Origin of the sequence: Actinopolyspora mzabensis (genome assembly GCF_900101095.1) — a bacterium.
Classification (GTDB): Bacteria; Actinomycetota; Actinomycetes; order Mycobacteriales; family Pseudonocardiaceae; genus Actinopolyspora; species Actinopolyspora mzabensis.
The window spans coordinates 485,735-501,506 of sequence record NZ_FNFM01000001.1 but is presented as its reverse complement, the minus strand read 5'-3'; the positions used below and the strand labels follow the sequence as shown (position 1 = coordinate 501,506).

At 68.1% G+C, this 15,772-nt stretch carries 17 protein-coding genes; 4 read left to right on the top strand and 13 right to left on the bottom strand.

Annotation, left to right across the window (positions count from 1 at the left end; all coding sequences use genetic code 11):
- Positions 1-250: 250 nt before the first annotated feature.
- The 7 genes from BLR41_RS02245 to BLR41_RS02215 form a co-directional block, all read right to left on the bottom strand.
- Positions 251-2,380 carry an ATP-dependent DNA helicase UvrD2 gene (locus BLR41_RS02245; RefSeq protein WP_092625842.1) on the bottom strand — a complete coding sequence of 710 codons (2,130 nt, stop codon included), beginning with the start codon at positions 2,378-2,380 and terminating at the stop codon, positions 251-253.
- A gap of 108 nt (positions 2,381-2,488) precedes the next feature.
- Positions 2,489-3,433, bottom strand: coding sequence for an NAD(+) diphosphatase (nudC, locus tag BLR41_RS02240; protein WP_176797768.1), 945 nt, complete (start codon positions 3,431-3,433; stop codon positions 2,489-2,491).
- On the bottom strand, positions 3,430-4,797 hold the full coding sequence (locus tag BLR41_RS02235; RefSeq protein ID WP_092625840.1) for a M16 family metallopeptidase: 1,368 nt from the start codon (positions 4,795-4,797) through the stop codon (positions 3,430-3,432). Before BLR41_RS02235 ends, nudC begins: the two co-directional genes overlap by 4 nt.
- Positions 4,794-6,116, bottom strand: coding sequence for a M16 family metallopeptidase (locus BLR41_RS02230; RefSeq protein ID WP_092625838.1), 1,323 nt, complete (start codon positions 6,114-6,116; stop codon positions 4,794-4,796). Before BLR41_RS02230 ends, BLR41_RS02235 begins: the two co-directional genes overlap by 4 nt.
- Positions 6,117-6,383: 267 nt before the next feature.
- A complete protein-coding gene (locus tag BLR41_RS02225; protein WP_143012970.1) occupies positions 6,384-6,836 on the bottom strand; it encodes a hypothetical protein in 453 nt (150 codons plus the stop codon).
- Positions 6,837-7,017: 181 nt separating this feature from the next.
- Complete coding sequence (locus BLR41_RS02220) at positions 7,018-7,422, bottom strand: PIN domain-containing protein (protein WP_092625834.1); 405 nt, start codon at positions 7,420-7,422, stop codon at positions 7,018-7,020.
- Positions 7,410-7,667 (bottom strand): type II toxin-antitoxin system Phd/YefM family antitoxin, encoded by a 258-nt coding sequence (locus tag BLR41_RS02215; protein WP_218119854.1) that lies wholly within the window; start codon positions 7,665-7,667, stop codon positions 7,410-7,412. Before BLR41_RS02215 ends, BLR41_RS02220 begins: the two co-directional genes overlap by 13 nt.
- Before the next feature lie 273 nt (positions 7,668-7,940).
- Here BLR41_RS02215 and BLR41_RS02210 point away from each other — a divergent pair, with 273 nt between their 5' ends.
- Positions 7,941-9,080, top strand: a complete 1,140-nt coding sequence (locus tag BLR41_RS02210) for a neutral zinc metallopeptidase (RefSeq protein ID WP_092625830.1) — start codon at positions 7,941-7,943, stop codon at positions 9,078-9,080.
- 18 nt (positions 9,081-9,098) lie between these two features.
- Here BLR41_RS02210 and BLR41_RS02205 read toward each other — a convergent pair whose 3' ends face one another.
- From BLR41_RS02205 to BLR41_RS02195, 4 genes are all read right to left on the bottom strand, one after another.
- Positions 9,099-9,332 (bottom strand): hypothetical protein, encoded by a 234-nt coding sequence (locus tag BLR41_RS02205; RefSeq protein ID WP_092625828.1) that lies wholly within the window; start codon positions 9,330-9,332, stop codon positions 9,099-9,101.
- A 5-nt stretch (positions 9,333-9,337) separates the two neighbouring features.
- Entirely contained in the window at positions 9,338-9,592 is a 255-nt protein-coding gene (locus BLR41_RS02200; protein WP_092625826.1) for a hypothetical protein, read from the bottom strand.
- Between the two features lie 4 nt (positions 9,593-9,596).
- The gene (locus tag BLR41_RS23605) at positions 9,597-9,731 is read right to left on the bottom strand and encodes a hypothetical protein (RefSeq protein ID WP_281240920.1); all 135 of its coding nucleotides are present in this window, start codon (positions 9,729-9,731) and stop codon (positions 9,597-9,599) included.
- 155 nt (positions 9,732-9,886) lie between these two features.
- On the bottom strand, positions 9,887-10,873 hold the full coding sequence (locus BLR41_RS02195; RefSeq protein ID WP_342745316.1) for a potassium channel family protein: 987 nt from the start codon (positions 10,871-10,873) through the stop codon (positions 9,887-9,889).
- A gap of 461 nt (positions 10,874-11,334) precedes the next feature.
- Here BLR41_RS02195 and BLR41_RS02190 point away from each other — a divergent pair, with 461 nt between their 5' ends.
- A complete protein-coding gene (locus BLR41_RS02190; protein ID WP_245693735.1) occupies positions 11,335-12,522 on the top strand; it encodes a glycoside hydrolase family 43 protein in 1,188 nt (395 codons plus the stop codon).
- A gap of 28 nt (positions 12,523-12,550) precedes the next feature.
- On the opposite strand, the gene fabV is transcribed toward BLR41_RS02190, so the two are convergent.
- A complete protein-coding gene (gene fabV / locus BLR41_RS02185) occupies positions 12,551-13,759 on the bottom strand; it encodes an enoyl-[acyl-carrier-protein] reductase FabV (protein WP_092625824.1) in 1,209 nt (402 codons plus the stop codon).
- A 238-nt stretch (positions 13,760-13,997) separates the two neighbouring features.
- On the opposite strand from fabV, the gene BLR41_RS02180 reads away from it, so the two are divergent.
- Both BLR41_RS02180 and BLR41_RS02175 read left to right on the top strand, forming a co-directional pair.
- Positions 13,998-14,369, top strand: coding sequence for a DoxX family protein (locus BLR41_RS02180; RefSeq protein ID WP_092625822.1), 372 nt, complete (start codon positions 13,998-14,000; stop codon positions 14,367-14,369).
- Between the two features lie 64 nt (positions 14,370-14,433).
- The gene (locus BLR41_RS02175; RefSeq protein ID WP_092625820.1) at positions 14,434-15,000 is read left to right on the top strand and encodes a hypothetical protein; all 567 of its coding nucleotides are present in this window, start codon (positions 14,434-14,436) and stop codon (positions 14,998-15,000) included.
- Positions 15,001-15,016: 16 nt separating this feature from the next.
- Here the strand turns inward: BLR41_RS02175 and BLR41_RS02170 are convergent, their stop codons facing one another.
- Entirely contained in the window at positions 15,017-15,631 is a 615-nt protein-coding gene (locus BLR41_RS02170; RefSeq protein ID WP_092625818.1) for a hypothetical protein, read from the bottom strand.
- Between the last annotated feature and the right edge of the window lie 141 nt (positions 15,632-15,772).

Below are 15,772 nucleotides of genomic sequence, written 5' to 3'. Positions count from 1 at the left end.
CGATTTTTCACAGCGTTGTGCCCAGCGGTGGAATCTCCCCGAGTCGAGTGATTCCACCGCCCTGTCGAGGGACTGACCGGACGCCCGGGAACCACCGGCACGGAACGCTCACCGCACCGCGCTCTCCCGTGCGGGTACCGGGACGTGGGCTACCCGCCCGGTGTCGGGGCTACCGGGGCGGGAACCGACGGAGCCCGGTCGAGCGGACATCCCCGCCAACCGGGACGAGAGGTCCCGCCCACCGCCGCTCCTACTCGCCGCCGTGCCCGCTCCCGTTGACGAGTTCGAGCACATCGGACCCGAACCGCTCCAGTTTGGTCGCTCCCACGCCCGAAATCCTGCTCAGCGCCTCGGAATCATCCGGTCGCTGCTCGGCTATGGCCAGCAACGTAGCGTCACTGAACACCACGTAGGCGGGCACCCGCAGCTGCTGTGCCCGCTCGGTGCGCCAGCCGCGCAGTTTCGTGAGGAGCTCTTCGTCCGCGTCCGAGGGGCAACCCGAGCAGCGCCCGAGCTTCACATCGGCGGTCGCGGTCAGCGGTGCCGAGCAGATCCGGCAGTGAACCTCGCGATTCCGCCGGGAACCCGCCGACTTCTCCCGCCGCTTCGACTTCGAGGCCGGGGCGGAGTCCTCGGCGGGATCGAGCTCCCGCAGGAACCGACTGCGTCGGCGTTTGCGGCCCCCGCCCTCGCCCCGGTAGGTCGACCAGGACAGCCGAACCCGCTGCCGGGCACGTGTCACTCCCACGTAGAACAACCGCCGCTCCTCCTCGACGGCGTCCTCGTCCCCGTCGGCGTACTGGATCGGCAGCGTTTTCTCCACGAGACCGACGAGGAACACCGTGTCCCATTCCAGCCCCTTGGCGGCGTGCAGCGAGGCGAGCGTGACTCCTTCGACCGTGGGGGGATGCTGCGCGGAGGCACGAGTGTCGAGCTCGGCCACGTAGTGCGTCAGATCGGCCTGCTCCACCTGCCCCGCCAGTTCGTCGGCGAGTTCGGCCAGCGCGTGCAACGACTGCCACCGCTCCAACGCGGCACCGCCAGAGGGAGCCCGTTCGGTCAGACCGACCTCGGCAAGGACCTCACGCACCGTCTTGGGAAGTTCACCCGGACCGGTGTGCCCTCGGTTCGCCGCGGCCCGCAGCGCGGTGATCGCCTGGCGTACCTCGGTACGCGCGAAGAACCGCTCGCCACCGCGAACCTGGTAGGGAATCCCGGCCTCCGACAGGGTCTGCTCGTACAGTTCCGACTGCGCGTTCACGCGGTACAGCACGACCATCTCGGAGAACGGCACCCCGTTGCCCGCCAGCCGGGCGATCCGGCGGGACACCGCTCGGGCCTCCTCGGCCTCGTCGTCGTGCGCGGCGAACTCCGGGGCGGGGCCGTCGGGCAGCTGCCCCACCAGGGTGAGGTCGGTCCCCGACGAGCCGGTGGCCTGCCCCTCGTCGTCCTCGGCTCCCCCGTCCGGCCGCGCGGCGCCGATGACCCGGTTGGCCAGGGTGACCACCTGCGGGGTGGAACGGTAGTCGCGTTCCAGCTTGACCACCTCGGCGTTCGGGTAGCGTCGCGGGAAGTCGACCAACCAACGGGGCGAGGCACCGGCGAACGAGTAGATCGTCTGATTGGCATCGCCCACCACGGTGAGATCGTCGCGCTGCCCGAGCCAGGCGTCGAGTGCTCGCTGCTGCAACGGGGTGACGTCCTGGTACTCGTCCACCACGAAGCTGCGGTACTGGGCGCGGAACTGCTCGGCCACCTCGGTGTTCTCCTCCAGGATGGCCGCGATGTGCAGCAGCAGATCGTCGAAGTCCAGCACCTTCGCCGAGTTCTTGAGCTTCTCGTAGCCCTCGAAGACCTTCGTGAAGTGTTCCGGCGGAACCGGGCACTCGCGTCCCCGCTCGGCGGCGGCCGCCGGATAGTGCTCGGGGGTGAGCAGCGTCGCCTTCGCCCACTCGATCTCGGTGGCCAGATCACGCACCGAGTCCTGGTCGGTGGCCAGCCGCAGCCTCCCCGCGGCCTGGGTGACCAATCGGAACTTCTGCTCGGTCAGTGGCCACAGCTCGTCGCCGATCACCCGCGGCCAGAAGTACCGCAGTTGCCGGAAAGCAGCCGCGTGGAAGGTCTGCGCCTGAACTCCACCGGCACCGAGACCACGCAACCTGGTACGCATCTCGCCCGCCGCGCGCGCGGTGAAGGTCACGGCCAGCACCTGCTGCGGCACGACCAGGCCGCGCTGCACCAGCCATGCGATCCGGTGGGTGATCGTACGGGTCTTGCCCGTGCCCGCACCCGCCAGTACGCAGACCGGGCCGCGCGGAGCCGTCACCGCGGCACGCTGTTGCGGGTCGAGACCTTCCAGCAGGCGCGGTTGATCGGTCATGCCGGGAATCCTCGCAGAAACGCGGCGAGCGGCGACCGACACACCCGCCGCGAACCAAGTACGCGCCTTGCCACCGGCTGAGCACCGTCCCCGCGAGGCGACGCGGATTCATTCCGCAACGTTGGCCCAGCCGCGCAGCATCCGGTGCGCGATGGATATGCCCGGGGGGAGCCACAGCCCGTCGACCGGTTCGTCGTGTCCCAGCGCCGCACGTACGTGCTTCCGCGAGACCCAGTGCGCCTCGGCGATCTCACCGGGTGCGGGCCGCAGCGGCTCGCGGGGATCGGCGACGGCCGCGAAACCCATCATCAGCGATCGCGGAAAGGGCCAGGGCTGGCTGCCCAGATATCTGATGTCGGAGACCGGGACCCCGACCTCCTCGTGGACCTCGCGGCTCACGCAGCCCTCCAGGGACTCGCCCATCTCCACGAATCCGGCCAGCACCGAGAACCGCTCGGGGGGCCAGCCGACCTGGCGCGCGAGGAGCACGTGATCGGCACCGTCGTGCACCAGGCAGATCATGGAGGGGTCGGTGCGCGGGTACTCCTCGTGTCCGCACCCGGTGCAGCGTCTGGCCCAGCCGCTGCGGATGAGTTCGGTTCCGGCGCCGCACAGCGCGCAGTAGCGGGCACGGTCGTGCCAGGCGAGCAGCCCCACCGCCGTGGTGAGCAAAGCTGCCTCCACGTCGCCCAACCACTCGCCCACCGAGCGCAGCCCCTGCCAGTCGGCTCCGGACTCGCGCGGACGAACCCGGACACCCCAGTGGGCCACGCCCTCGTGCGTGCCCAGCAGCACGGCGTGACCGCCGTGCTCGGCGAACTCGTCCGGGAGGTGCCAGGAGAGTCGTCCACTGGATTCCAGCGGAACGCGGCCGCGCTGGTCGACGGGCAGTACCCGCCCGCCGGACCAGAGGTTCGCCGCGTATGTCGGATCGTCCCGTTGCTGGTCGGACAGCGCCACGGGTGAGCGGGAAAGCAGCGGGGTGCTGTCGAGCTGGAACGCCTCGGCAGCGGCACGTTCCGGTGCCGAACCGAACTCCGAACAGGTCGTCACGGCAGCGTCACACCACCGAGGCCACGAAGCTGTTCCCCGAGCTGTTCCGCGTCTCCCACCACGACCCCGGTGAACGCGGTCGGCACGTACCAGCGCGCGGCCTCGGCCACCTGCTGATGAGTGACCGCACGCAGCCGGTCGGGATGTTCGGACAACCAGTCCTGCCCCAGCCCGAGAGCCGCGACGTTCATCAGCATCGAGGCGAGGCCCGACTGCGAGGAGGTCGAGGTCAGCAACCCGCCGATGGCGTACTGCCGCGCGGATTCGACCTCGGCCTCGCTCGGTGGGACCAGGGCGAGTTTGCCGAGCTCGTAACGGATCTCCAGCAGCGCCGCGGCCGTGACCTCGCTGGCGGTGTCGGCGTCCACCAGGATCGTGCCGTTGTCCGGAGTGAACTCGAACGTGGAGTGCGCGCCGTAGGTGTAGCCCTTGTCCTCGCGAATGTTTTCCACCAGCCGCGAGGAGAAGTAGCCGCCGAAGACCAGGTTGGCGATCTGCAGCGCCGGGTAGCGTTCGTCCGTCCGGGGAACGGCCTGGGCGGAGAATCGCAGTTGCGACTGCACCGCGCCCTCCCGGTGCACCAGGCGGACGTCACCGCCCGCCACCTCGGGCAGTGCCGGAAGCTCACGAGCCGCGTCCTCGGACTGCCAGCCGGAAGTCATGCGGCGCACCGTCTCCACGGTCGCCGCTGGGTCGATGTCGCCGACCAGCACCAGCGTGGAGCCACGCGGCAGGACCGCCTCCCGGTGCAACTGCCTCACCTGTTCGGGGGTCACCTCGGCCACGTCAACGGCCTGCGGCACCTCCCTGGCGAACGGATGGTCCCCGTAGCGGTGGTACTGCAACTCCTCGCGGGCGATGGTGCGGGGCTGGGAGCGGGCGACCGTGATCCGCTCGACGAGCCGATCCCGCTCGCCCGAGACCTCGTGCTCCGGATAGGAAGCCTCGGTCAGCGCGTCGGTGAGCACGTCGAGCAGGGTTTCCATCCCACTGGCGAGCGCGTCACCGGTGATGCTGAGCCGTTCGGGGTCGACCACGGCCTGCAACGTGCCGCCGACCGCCGCGAGGTCGGTGTCCATGCTTACCCGGTCCCGACGCCGGGTCCCGGTGAGCAGGGTCTCGGCGAGCACTTCGGCTCTGGCCGGGTGAGCGGGGTCCTCGCCTGCGAAGGGGATCCGCAGCCGCAGCTCGACCATCGGCACCGCACCGTGGCGCGCCGCGATCACCCGCAGCCCGTTCTGCAGCACGGTGTCCACGGTCTCGGGCTGCCTGCCCGCGCGCGGCTCGGCCAGCGGCGGCAGCGGCCGCGGCCCCTGCTCGGTGTGTCCGATCCGCTCGGCACTGCGATGGGTCGCGCTGGTCATGCGGCACCTCCGTCGGCCTCGCTGGTGGGTTCGATTTCCAGGACGGCGCGCGCTTCCGGCCGGAGCGCCTTGGCCGCGGAGGCCACCTCCTCGGCGGTTACCGCGCCGACCCGGGCGGGAAGTTCCCCGACGAGTTCCGCACGCCCGTGCAGCAGTTCGGTGCTGCCGAGGTCGAGGGTGCGCGAAACCAGTCGGTCGTGATCACGGTGCAGTCCGGCGGACCACCGCGCGGTCACCCGGGAGAGCTCCTCGGCCGTGGGACCTTCGGTGGCCAACCGCTCCAGCTCGGAGTCGACGGCGTCGACGACGCGGTCGGTGGTCACCTCCGGGCTGTGGATGGCCGTGATGGTGAAGGTGTCCGGGTCACGTGCGTCGAGGGGAGCTCCCATCAGCCCCGCGCCCGCGTGCACGTCCACCACGAGCGAGTCGCGGTAGACGAGCCGCTGCTGCAACCGGGAGGCGTCACCGTCGCTGAGCACGGCGGCGAGCACCACGTTGGCGAGGTACTCGTCCAGCTCGCCGACCGGATCGGGCAGGCGGTAACCCAGCGCCACCGCGGGAAGCGGGGCGTGCGGATCCTGGTGCCTGTCCCGCAGCTCGCCCGAGGGGGCCGGTTCCGCGAAGGAGGGACGTTCCGGCACTGAACGTGCGGGCACGTCCCCGAAGTGCTTGTGCACCAGGTCGGTGGCGTGGTCGACGTCGATGTCGCCGGTGATGGTCAGTACCGCGTTTCCGGGAGCGTAATAGGTGTCGAAGAACGCGGCGCAGTCGTCGACGGTGGCTCGTTCGAGATCGGTGAAATCGCCGTACCCGTTGTGGGCGTTGGCGAACGTGGAGTAGAGCACCGGCGGCAGCAGGATCCACGGGAACCCGCCGTAGGGTCGGTTGAGGACGTTGAGCCGGATCTCCTCCTTGACCACGTCCACCTGGTTGCGGAGGTTCTCCTCGGTGAGCCGGGGAGCACGCATCCGATCGGCTTCCAGGAACAACGCGCGCTCCAGCGCGTTGGAGGGCAGCACCTGGAAGTAGTCCGTGTAGTCCTGGTGCGTCGAACCGTTGAAGATTCCGCCGGAGCCCTGCACGTGCCGGAAGTGCGCGAGTTTCTCCAGACTCTCGCTGCCCTGGAACATCAGGTGTTCGAACAGGTGGGCGAAGCCGGTTCGGCCTTCCGGCTCGGAACGGAAGCCCACGTCGTAGTGCACGCTGACTCCGACCACCGGCGGCCCACCGGGTGAGGTGGAGCCCGGCTCGGCATCCGGCGCGAGCACCACGCGCAGCCCGTTGGGCAGGGTGACGCGATGCGGTTGCGGTTCGACCATGCCCTCAGCCTACGTGCGCGGGAAGCCCTAGCGGTGAGCACCCTGTTGAACACTCTTCGTGCCGGAGATCGAACGAATCGTCCACCCGGCCGTGTGATCGATAGGTGAAATTCACGCGGGGACTCCCCCGGAGAGCGGGCGAGTGGATACGACGAGAGGACCAACGAGGCGGAAGTCGGCGGCAGCGGCAAGCACGGCCGTCCGTGGCAGCGGCGAGCCATAACAGCGACGATCAGCGTGGGGAAGGCGAGGCACGAGCCGGGAGTTCTACCCCGGCTCCCGAGTACGGGCGGATCGCAGCAGCAGTACGTACCCGGCACCGGACAGGGCCGCGAGTACCAGCAGCACCCGACCGAGCCGCCCGCTCGCTCCGGGGCCGCCGGTTCCGGGCTCGGCGTCCACGGGACGCGCCAGCGCGTCGTCTCCCAACGGTTCGGGGACCCGGACCCGTAATCGCGTCCCCTCGGAATGACCACAGCCGTCGAACGGGACCCGGGTCGTACTCCCCTCCGCCGTGAGCTCCACGAGGTCGTGTGCCCCGCGTTCCGCGCAGGAGGCGGATCGGACAACCGTCGCGGTGGTGTGGCGCGTCCGCACCGTGGTGTCGCCGCCGAACGCGTCGGTCAGCGGCCACCACGCGATCACCACCGCACCGACCCCGACCGATAACAGCACCACCAGGATCAGCAACACCGATGTAGAACCACGCCCTCGCGCCACGACGCGATCCTCGCAGAGGAACCGCGCTCCCCGGTTCGCAACCAGGTCGCGGCGGCGTGCGGGACCGGGGGTGTTAGCCGGGTACGGCCCTGTTCCGGGGCGGACATCCAGTGGTCCCGATCAGGTGGCCAACAGTCCCGGCAAGTGTCCAGCAGTTCCGGCAGGGGGCCGGCGGGCCGGATCAGGGATCCAGCAGCCGCGCCCGCACACCGGGAAGTTCCTCGAAGCGAGCCTTGGCGTCGGTGGTGACCAGGACGCGATCGGCCGCTACGGCACAGGCCGCGATGACGAGGTCGTGCGCTCCGCGCGGTTGCCCGGTCCGACGGACATGTGCGAGCAGTTCGGCATGGGCACGAGCCACCGGAACGGTGTAGTCGAACGTCGGCGTGACGGCCAGCAGTTCGTCGAGGAACGTCGTCTCGGCGGCGCGACGAGCGGGGTCGCCACCGAGCGCCACTCCCGCGAGGTATTCGGCAACGGCCATGGTGGGTACCACCACATCGTCGTCCCCTGCCAGCACGGCCAGATCCAGCCGCCCCTGTTGGCCCGTGATGAGCACACCGGTGTCGAGAATCAGTCGTGCCATGGATCGCTGTCCAACTCCGCGTCGGCACCGGCGCGTGCCGAGGCGACCCGCTCGGCGAGATCGGTGTCGCCGTGAGCGTGCCCCTGCCATCGGGCCAGTACCTCACGTACCGCTGCCCCGTTGGAACGTGGAGCCGGGGTCATCGTCGCGACGCGATGCCCACTCCGAGTGACGAACACGCTTTCGCCCTGCTCGACGGCATCCAGTAACGCGCTGAAATTTCTACTGGCTTCGCTGGCTGTCACTTCCCGCATATTATCAGATTATCTGATCTGATGGTTACACACCATCCTTTCCTGGCGGATGAACGACTCACCGACGGAAAGCGACGCCGCACTGGATCGACGCGAGCTCTGCGCGCGCGATCACCGCTCGCCGGAAAACCACCCGGTCCGCGGGTGAATTCGACGTAGTCGATTCGGCAGCAGGACACCGAACGGCACCGATCGGGAGTTAGGCTCGTTCGGAAGCACAGCAGCGGACCGCGACACCGAGCGCGAATCGGTCCAAAGCCGACAGTGACGGAGCAGGTCGACCACGCTTACATGACGCCACCACAGCGCCCACAGCCGCCGCACGACCCCGATGTTCCGGCGAGCAGCTCCGGAACGGACCCGTACCGCTCGGACTCGTACTCCGCCTCCGACGCCGGTGACGGAGTCGGTGCCGTCGCCGTCCTCGTGGCGGTCCTGAGTGGCGTGGTGCTGCTGCTCCTCTCGTCGGCCGGGCTGCTTCCGAGCTACGGAGCGGGCGCGCTCCAGCACGGGAACGAGCGGCACGAGGAGGGTGAGCTCGAAACCGTCCCGGTCGTCCCCTCCCCGGGCACCACCACGGCTCCGACGAGCGACGGCTATCCGGCGCCCGAGCACGCGTTGGAGGAGTCCGGCAAGCCGCACGGACCGACGGACATCGGACGGCCCGAAGGCGACACCACGGAGCTGAGGCCCCGTCCGGTCACCTCACTCGGTGAGCACCCCTTCAACATCCCGGGCAACGGCGCGGTCGACACCGCATGCGAGCTTCCCGACTTCGATACGGACACGGCCGCGCAACGGGCTTTCCTTCGCTCGCTGACGCCGTGCCTGATGGAAATGTGGACCCCGGCACTGCGCGAGGCGAACCTTCCGGTGGAGACCCCGGACGTGGTGGTGACGCACGGGGAGGTTCACAGTCCCTGCGGTGACCGGGGGTGGCGGCGGACCGCCATGTACTGCGGCGGTAACCACACGATCTACTGGACCGCCAGGCACTACTCCCGGGTGGAGGGGCGCGAAACCGCCGGTCCCTACCTAGGACAGTTCGCGCACGAGTTCGGCCACGCTGTCCAGGGAATGACCGGAATCAGCGAAGCGTACGGCAGAGCGTTGCACGAGGCGGGCGGCACCGAAACCTCCGAGGGGCTCGAACTGTCGCGCAGGAACGAGCTGCAGGCCACCTGCTACGGCGGGCAGGCACTCGCGGCCTTGCAGCACGGCGGAGTGGACAACGACCACATCATGTCCGCGCTGCGCGACGCGAGCAACCGGGGTGATCAGGCGGGTGAGGTCCGCAACCACGGCAGCACCGAGCACAACAGGCTCTGGGCACATCGGGGGTTCCGCACGAACCGGATCACCGAGTGCAACACGTGGTCGGCCAAAGAGTCCGAAGTGTCCTGAGCCGGTGACCCGCTTTCCTCATTCGAGAGCGGCGTCGGCCCGCTCCTGTTCCTCGATCAGGATGTTCGTGCAGTCCCAGCACGTCGGCGCCTGGAACCAGTCGAGCTCACTCGGCTCGGCCATGGCGCACTGCACGCCACAGACCGAGGTGTCCGAGGCTCTGCCCTCCCAACGCTTACCGCGAAACGCGTGACGGATCAGGCGCGCGGAGCCACGACTGCTCACGGGCAACCAGTAGTGGTGTGTGTCCATCCGGATCAGTGCTTCCAAGTGGGCCGGGCGGTGGGCAACTTCAGATAGGCGGTGAAACACTCCTCGCAGAACGGCCGGGTGTGGGCCATCTGGTACTGCCGGTGATCGGCGAGGGGCGGAGCCTCGACCGACGCGTGTCCGCCGAGAGCCTCCACCGGACCACCCCGGCTCGGAGGTATGCCCATCGTGGCGTGCTGGTTCGGGTCGCCCTCCGGTTTCACCCAGTAGATCCCGGGGCGTTCCGTCGAATACTCGGTCACCGTTTCACCTCCTGCCACGTTCCGCCACGGCGTACGCGGAACGAACCCGGTGATACTTCCTCGTGCCACATATCACCATGAGTATCGGCAGATAGACGAACCGTGACCAGACCACGACAGTGGGCATCTTGTTAGCCATCGGATTGAACCGTCGTTACGCACCGGGGCGTGGCCCCGACCGGCCGGTCCTTCGAGCAGTCCTGCCAGTCGTTCGAGCGAGTCCTGCCAGTCGTTCGAGCAGCCCCGGCCGGTCGAACGAGTCGGTCAGCGGCGGGTCGCGCCTAGGAAGTCCGTTCAGGCGGTGGCGACCTTCTTGACGTAGAGCAACCGGTCGCCCTCCTCGATCGCGTCGGCCTCCGGAGCGTCCACCCGGTAGAGCTGTCCCTCGCGGACCAATCCGAGCACGATGTCGGAGAGATGCCGGGGCGAGCCTCCCACTTCGGTGCGCTCGACCTCGCGCTCCGCGATGGCCAACCCGAGGTCCGGGCTGAGCAGGTCCTCGAACATCTCCACGACCGAGGGCGTGGAAGTGGCTATCCCCAGCAATCTGCCCGAGGTCTCACTGGAGATCACCACGGAGTCGGCACCGGACTGCCGCAGCAGGTGGACGTTCTCCGCCTCGCGCACGGCCGCCACGATCTGCGCTTTGGGAGCCAGTTCCCTGGCGGTGAGCGTCACCAGCACCGCGGTGTCGTCCCGCGGTGGTGCTACCACCACGGCACGCGCCCGCGGGATCCCGGCCACCCGCAGCACGTCCGATCTGGTGCCGGAACCGTTGACGGTCACCAGGCCCAGTGAGGAAGCGGCCTCCAGCGCCGTGGGCTCGGTGTCCACCACGACGATGTTGCCCGCTTCGGCACCCTCTCCGAGCAGGGCCGTGACCGCGGACCTGCCCTTGGTGCCATAACCGATCACGACAACGTGGTCGCGCACCCTGGACCTCCAGTGTTGGATCTTGAACGCTTGGCGGGAACGTTCGGTGAGCACTTCCAGTGTGGTTCCGACCAGGACGATCAGGAAAAGCACCCGCAACGGCGTGATCACCAGCACGTTGACCAGGCGCGCCGAAGGGCTCATCGGGGCGATGTCCCCGTAGCCGGTGGTGGAGAGCGAGACCGTCGCGTAGTACAACGCGTCCAGCAGGCTCAGGGGGGTTCCGTCGGTATCGCTGTAACCGCCCCGATCGAGGTAAACCAGCAGCACGGTGACGGCCAGCGCCAGACAGGCACCGATCACCCTGCGCACGATCGATTTGACCGGACCGACGGCGGTGGCGGGCATCCGGACCACCCCGACCAGCGCATGGTCCGGACGGTCCGTCAGGCGGTCGGTCAGCGCTGCCTCGGAGCGACGTCCGGGTAGCGAACGACGTCCGAGTCGCGCGGTTCGGCCCATGTGCTTGTCCACGGGCGGAAACGGTAACGCCCCGGCCGCGGAGGGGATACTCGTGCTCCCGCACGGGAAAGTTTTCGCCGGTGTCGCATCCGGTCTCCCCGAGGGGAACGCACCCCCGCTCGGATCTCGCGTGCTTGATCGATATCGACACGTTCCGCCGTTGACTCATGCGCGGTCCGCGCACTAGATTTTCGAACAAAGTCCGGCATATCGAACATTATCTTCCGGGTGGAACGCAGGAATCCGTCCCGGAAAAGGCCCCGATCGGCACGGCGCTTCCGGAGAGCGCCTCGCACCGCACGACAGAAACACCCGGCGCACCGGCTCAGGTTAGGGAAATTTCGCGCATGCCAGGAAATTCGTTTCGCACCGGAATCCGAGCGGCGTCCGCGGCCACCGCTCTGTCGTTGTCGCTGCTGCTCGGTGGAGTCTCACTCGCTCCGCTCGGCACCGGCGTGGCCGAGGGGGCGACATCGACAACGCGCGGGCCGACCGCGAACGAACCGGACGAGGAACGCGAGGCAGCGCCACCACTGCCGGAGCGGAAACCGAAGAAGGGATATCTGTTCACCTACTTCACCGGATCGGGCAGCTCCGACGGCGAACAGGTGCATTTCGCCGTCAGCCGGGGCAACGACGCACTGCGCTGGGACGAGCTCAACAACGGTGACCCCGTGCTGACTTCCACCAAGGGCGAGAACGGAGTCCGGGACCCGTTCATCATCCGCTCGCCCGAGGGCGACAAGTTCTACCTCATCGCCACCGATCTGAGGATGCACGGCGACGGGAACTGGGACCAGGCACAACGGCACGGCAGCAAACACATCGAGGTCTGGGAATCGACCGACCTGATCCACTGGTCGGAACAGCGCCACGTCCGGGTAGGACCCGACAACGCGGGCAACGTCTGGGCCCCGGAGGCCTACTACGACGAGTCGATCGATGCCTACGTGGTGTTCTGGGCGTCCAAGCTGTACGCCGCGGACGACCCGAACCACACCGGCGACAGCTATAACCGCATGATGTACGCCACCACCCGCGACTTCCGCACCTTCAGCGAGCCGAGAGTGTGGCAGGACCCCGGCCACTCGGTGATCGATTCCACCGTGATCTCCGAGGACGGCACCTACTACCGGTTCACCAAGGACGAGCGGGCCAACTCCGACTCGGCGCCCTGCGGCAAGTACATCACCGCGGAGAAGTCCCCGAACCTGCGCAGCACCGACTACGAGCTCATCGCGGATTGCGTCGGCAAGCCCTCCGGTTCCGAACCGGGAGTCAGCCGCGGCGAGGGTCCGACCGTCTTCGAGTCCAACATCGAGGACAAGTGGTACATGTTCATCGACGAGTTCGGTGGGCGCGGCTACGTCCCGTTCGAAACCACGGACCTGGACTCCGGCGAGTGGACCGTCTCCGAGAACTACGACCTGCCGGACAGCCCCCGACACGGCACCGTGCTCCCGGTCACCGCCGACGAGTTGCAACGGTTGCGCGCCGAGTACGGGAATCGGTCCCGGTCCGTTTCACCGGAGTGATCGAACAGTCCTGAAGGGGGTCCCGCAGCTATTGCCGATCGGGCCAGGGCAATTCGGGATCGGTGTGCTCCTGGTAGTCGATGCCTGCCACATCGAAGCCGTACAGTCGGCGCACCTCACCAGCGAACCACTCCGGGGCCGCCAGCTCGGACAGGTTCGTGGTCTCGACCCTGTCCCATCGGTCGGCGAGACCGTGCTGCACCGACTCCGCCAGTTCCCAGTCGTCGAGTCGGATCCGGTCATCCCGGTCGACCGGAGCACCAGCCACCCCGGCAAGATGATCCCAGAGCCGCACGAGCTGGTGAAGCGGTGAGTGCACGGCCGCACCGAGCGCACCGCGCAGCAAACTGATGTAGAGACCGATACCGGGAATCGCCGAGCTCGACTGAGTGACTGCCGCTCCGTTGACCGAGGTGGCGGCGCCACCGCCGCAGTAGGATTCCAACCAGTCGTCCAGCTGGCGGGCAGTGGTCTCCAGATGACTCTTCGCACGGCCGATGGTACCGCTGCGGTAGATGGGCGCGGTCAGTTCCGAGCCGATGTAGGTCAGTGCCACTGTGCGCACACCGTTAGCGAGCAGTTCCCGGTCGGCAAGAGCACGCACCCAGCGTTGCCAGTCCTCACCGCCCATAACCTTGACCGTCGAGGCGATCTCCTCGTCAGTGGCGGAGGGAACCCCGACCGTCCGTACCGCCGTCGCGCCGTCGTCGTCGAACTCCAGCGTCTTGGTCGCGTACTCGGCACCGATCGGTTTGATCACCGAGCTGTGAGTGTCACCGGTGTCCGGATCGCGTCGGCGCGGAGCCGCCACGCTGTAAACGAGGTAGTCAACCGGTCCGTACCGCTCGGCAAGCAGATCGCAGACCCGATCCTTCGTCTCGTCGGTGAAACAGTCGGCGTTGAGCCACGACATCGCCGTTCCAGTCCGCTCGGCGCATCGCGCCATGGCGCGGGTCCGATACCAGCCCGCGCTCGCGGTGCGTCGCTCGGTGGGAGCTTTTTCCATCGAGACGGCGACACCTTGGATGCCGTAGCGCGCGAGGCCGGCGATCGTGGCTGCCATTCCGTAACCGGAGGAGTTTCCCAGAATCAACGCCACCGGCCGCCGCTCCCACGCTGCGGTGTCCAGAACCGGCACCTGCTCCCACAGCTCACTTACTTGCCGTGCACAGCCGTCCGGATGCGCCTCGAAGAGGAGGAAACCCCGTCCACGGGGACTGACTACACGCGCTGCCATGGCAAGCTCTCCCGGAGGACGACTTACTGATCACTTCCGAGTTCGAAGTGTGCCAACCACGCGCCAGGGCGATGGCTGCCGGTCTTCGTCCGAACACGGATCGATCACCCCGTGGTCCGGAGCATGGCGCCCCGAAAGGCGAATACCGCGGAAGTCACGCGGTAAAACGGCCAACACCGACCGAAGCGCCCCACCTCGTTCATTGCCGCCGAGGCGATTCCGTGCCACGGTAGCCGTTATGAAACGACCAAGTTCTGCATTGGTGTTGGCGGGTTCGCTCACGCTCACCGGGGTGCTGCACTTCCTGCTGCCGCGCCCGTTCGACTCGATCGTGCCGCGCCGCCTACCGGGCGCGTCCCGCAGCTGGACCTACCTGTCCGGAGCCGCGGAACTGGGATGTGCCGCCGCCGTGGCACACCCCAGGACCCGTCGTGCGGGAGCCTCGGCCACCACCGCCCTGTTCGCGGCCGTTTTCCCGGCCAACATCAAGATGGCGCTGGACTACCGCGATCGGAGCACCCCGCTACGCTTCGTGGCCTACGCCAGGCTCCCCCTGCAGTTGCCCCTGATCCAGTGGTCGCTACGCGTACGCAGGAACACCGCTCGGTAACACTTTCGTAATCTCACACGTGCGGAGTTGTTGAATGCTGAGCCTTCCTGCTTACCATTCATAGGTGCAGCAGTTCGAGCACGCGGCCCGCGTACTGGGCTGGCACGGGCATCTCGTGTCGAATGTGGAGGTTCTCGGCTCCCGTTTCACAGCCGTCACGCGGCTTCGCCCCGACGTGCACCAGTGGCGCACCGCGCACGACTGGCCACCACAGGCGGAGCCCTCCGGAGTGCACGCCTGGGCCGAACCCGACGGTCCCGAACAGGTCCCGGTGCCCGCCGTCGACCTGGTCGGTGTGCTGGTGCGCGTCTCGAAGGCCCGGCGAGCCACCAGAGCGTGCGGAACACTGCTCACGATCGCGCCGTGCGCGGCGGTGCTTCCCGGCGATCACCCCTACCGCCCCTGGGCGCTCACCGAGCTGGACTACTACGGCATCGGCGCCGTCACCACCTACCGGGACGGCCCCGCCAGGCTCGTGCTGACTCCGGAGGACCGGAGAGCCGAGTTCGGCACCTCGCTGTTCGAGCGGTGGCTGTTGGAACTGCTCTACCAACGTGTGCTGCGACAGGAGTTCCAGAGCACCGAGAGCACCTCCAACACCGCCGAGGGCGGTGGCGCCGATTTCCCCTGAAATCGACGCCGGGTGATCAGACCGCCTCGTACTCGTGCCAGTTGAGGCTCTCCGCGTTCCACCGCAGCAGGTAACCGGAGCGCACCGAGCACAACGCACGCATGGTGTGGGGCCAACGGCGAATCACGTTGGCCATCGCCACCGAAGCCAGTTGATCACTGGTGCGGTGCTGCTCGCCGGGACCGAGCAGCGCGATCCTGCCCGAGCTGTAGAGGATGTTGGTCAGCACCTCCTGCCCCGAGAGCGCGGTCTCCTCCACACTGACGAGATCCTCGGGATCCAGCTCACCGGGCCAGGTACGGCGATCCAAATCCGCTGCCACCGGCTGCTCGCACTCACCGCAGGTGCACTCGAACTCGCTCGTCCAACCGTGGTTGTCCCAGGACCACACCGCGGCGGAGCCCGGCTCCAGCTCGGCCAGGGCCGAGACGTGCGGCCACGCGTTGACCACGGCACCGAGCACGGTTCGCACTGTGGGGCGAGGGGACTCGCCCGGTCCCTCGAAGATCCACTCCCCCTGATCGTTCCGCCGCACCAGCACCAGCGGTGCGCGCAACGCGAGGACGTCCTCGTCCACGGACACCTCTTGCTGCATGGAGGCGTCCAACCTGTTCTCCGTGTTCTGCGCCATCGCGGGCATATTCCTGCGTGATCCACACCCGAGACAAGCCAAGCCACTCGAAAGTGTGGTTTTCGGAGCTTTGCCCGGGGCCTGCCGGACGGAACTCGCCGGATGAAGCTCCTCACCCAGGAGCTTCCACCTCACTCGGTT

Excerpts from the sequence above, each read along its gene's own strand:
- BLR41_RS02245 (WP_092625842.1), bottom strand. The coding sequence starts at position 2,380 with ATGACCGATCAACCGCGCCTGCTGGAAGGTCTCGACCCGCAACAGCGT.
- BLR41_RS02235 (WP_092625840.1), bottom strand. The coding sequence starts at position 4,797 with ATGACCAGCGCGACCCATCGCAGTGCCGAGCGGATCGGACACACCGAG.
- BLR41_RS02230 (WP_092625838.1), bottom strand. The coding sequence starts at position 6,116 with ATGGTCGAACCGCAACCGCATCGCGTCACCCTGCCCAACGGGCTGCGC.
- BLR41_RS02220 (WP_092625834.1), bottom strand. The coding sequence starts at position 7,422 with ATGGCACGACTGATTCTCGACACCGGTGTGCTCATCACGGGCCAACAG.
- BLR41_RS02205 (WP_092625828.1), bottom strand. The coding sequence starts at position 9,332 with ATGGACACACACCACTACTGGTTGCCCGTGAGCAGTCGTGGCTCCGCG.
- BLR41_RS23605 (WP_281240920.1), bottom strand. The coding sequence starts at position 9,731 with ATGGCTAACAAGATGCCCACTGTCGTGGTCTGGTCACGGTTCGTCTAT.
- BLR41_RS02195 (WP_342745316.1), bottom strand. The coding sequence starts at position 10,873 with ATGCCCGCCACCGCCGTCGGTCCGGTCAAATCGATCGTGCGCAGGGTG.
- BLR41_RS02190 (WP_245693735.1), top strand. The coding sequence starts at position 11,335 with ATGCCAGGAAATTCGTTTCGCACCGGAATCCGAGCGGCGTCCGCGGCC.
- fabV (WP_092625824.1), bottom strand. The coding sequence starts at position 13,759 with ATGGCAGCGCGTGTAGTCAGTCCCCGTGGACGGGGTTTCCTCCTCTTC.
- BLR41_RS02180 (WP_092625822.1), top strand. The coding sequence starts at position 13,998 with ATGAAACGACCAAGTTCTGCATTGGTGTTGGCGGGTTCGCTCACGCTC.
- BLR41_RS02170 (WP_092625818.1), bottom strand. The coding sequence starts at position 15,631 with ATGGCGCAGAACACGGAGAACAGGTTGGACGCCTCCATGCAGCAAGAG.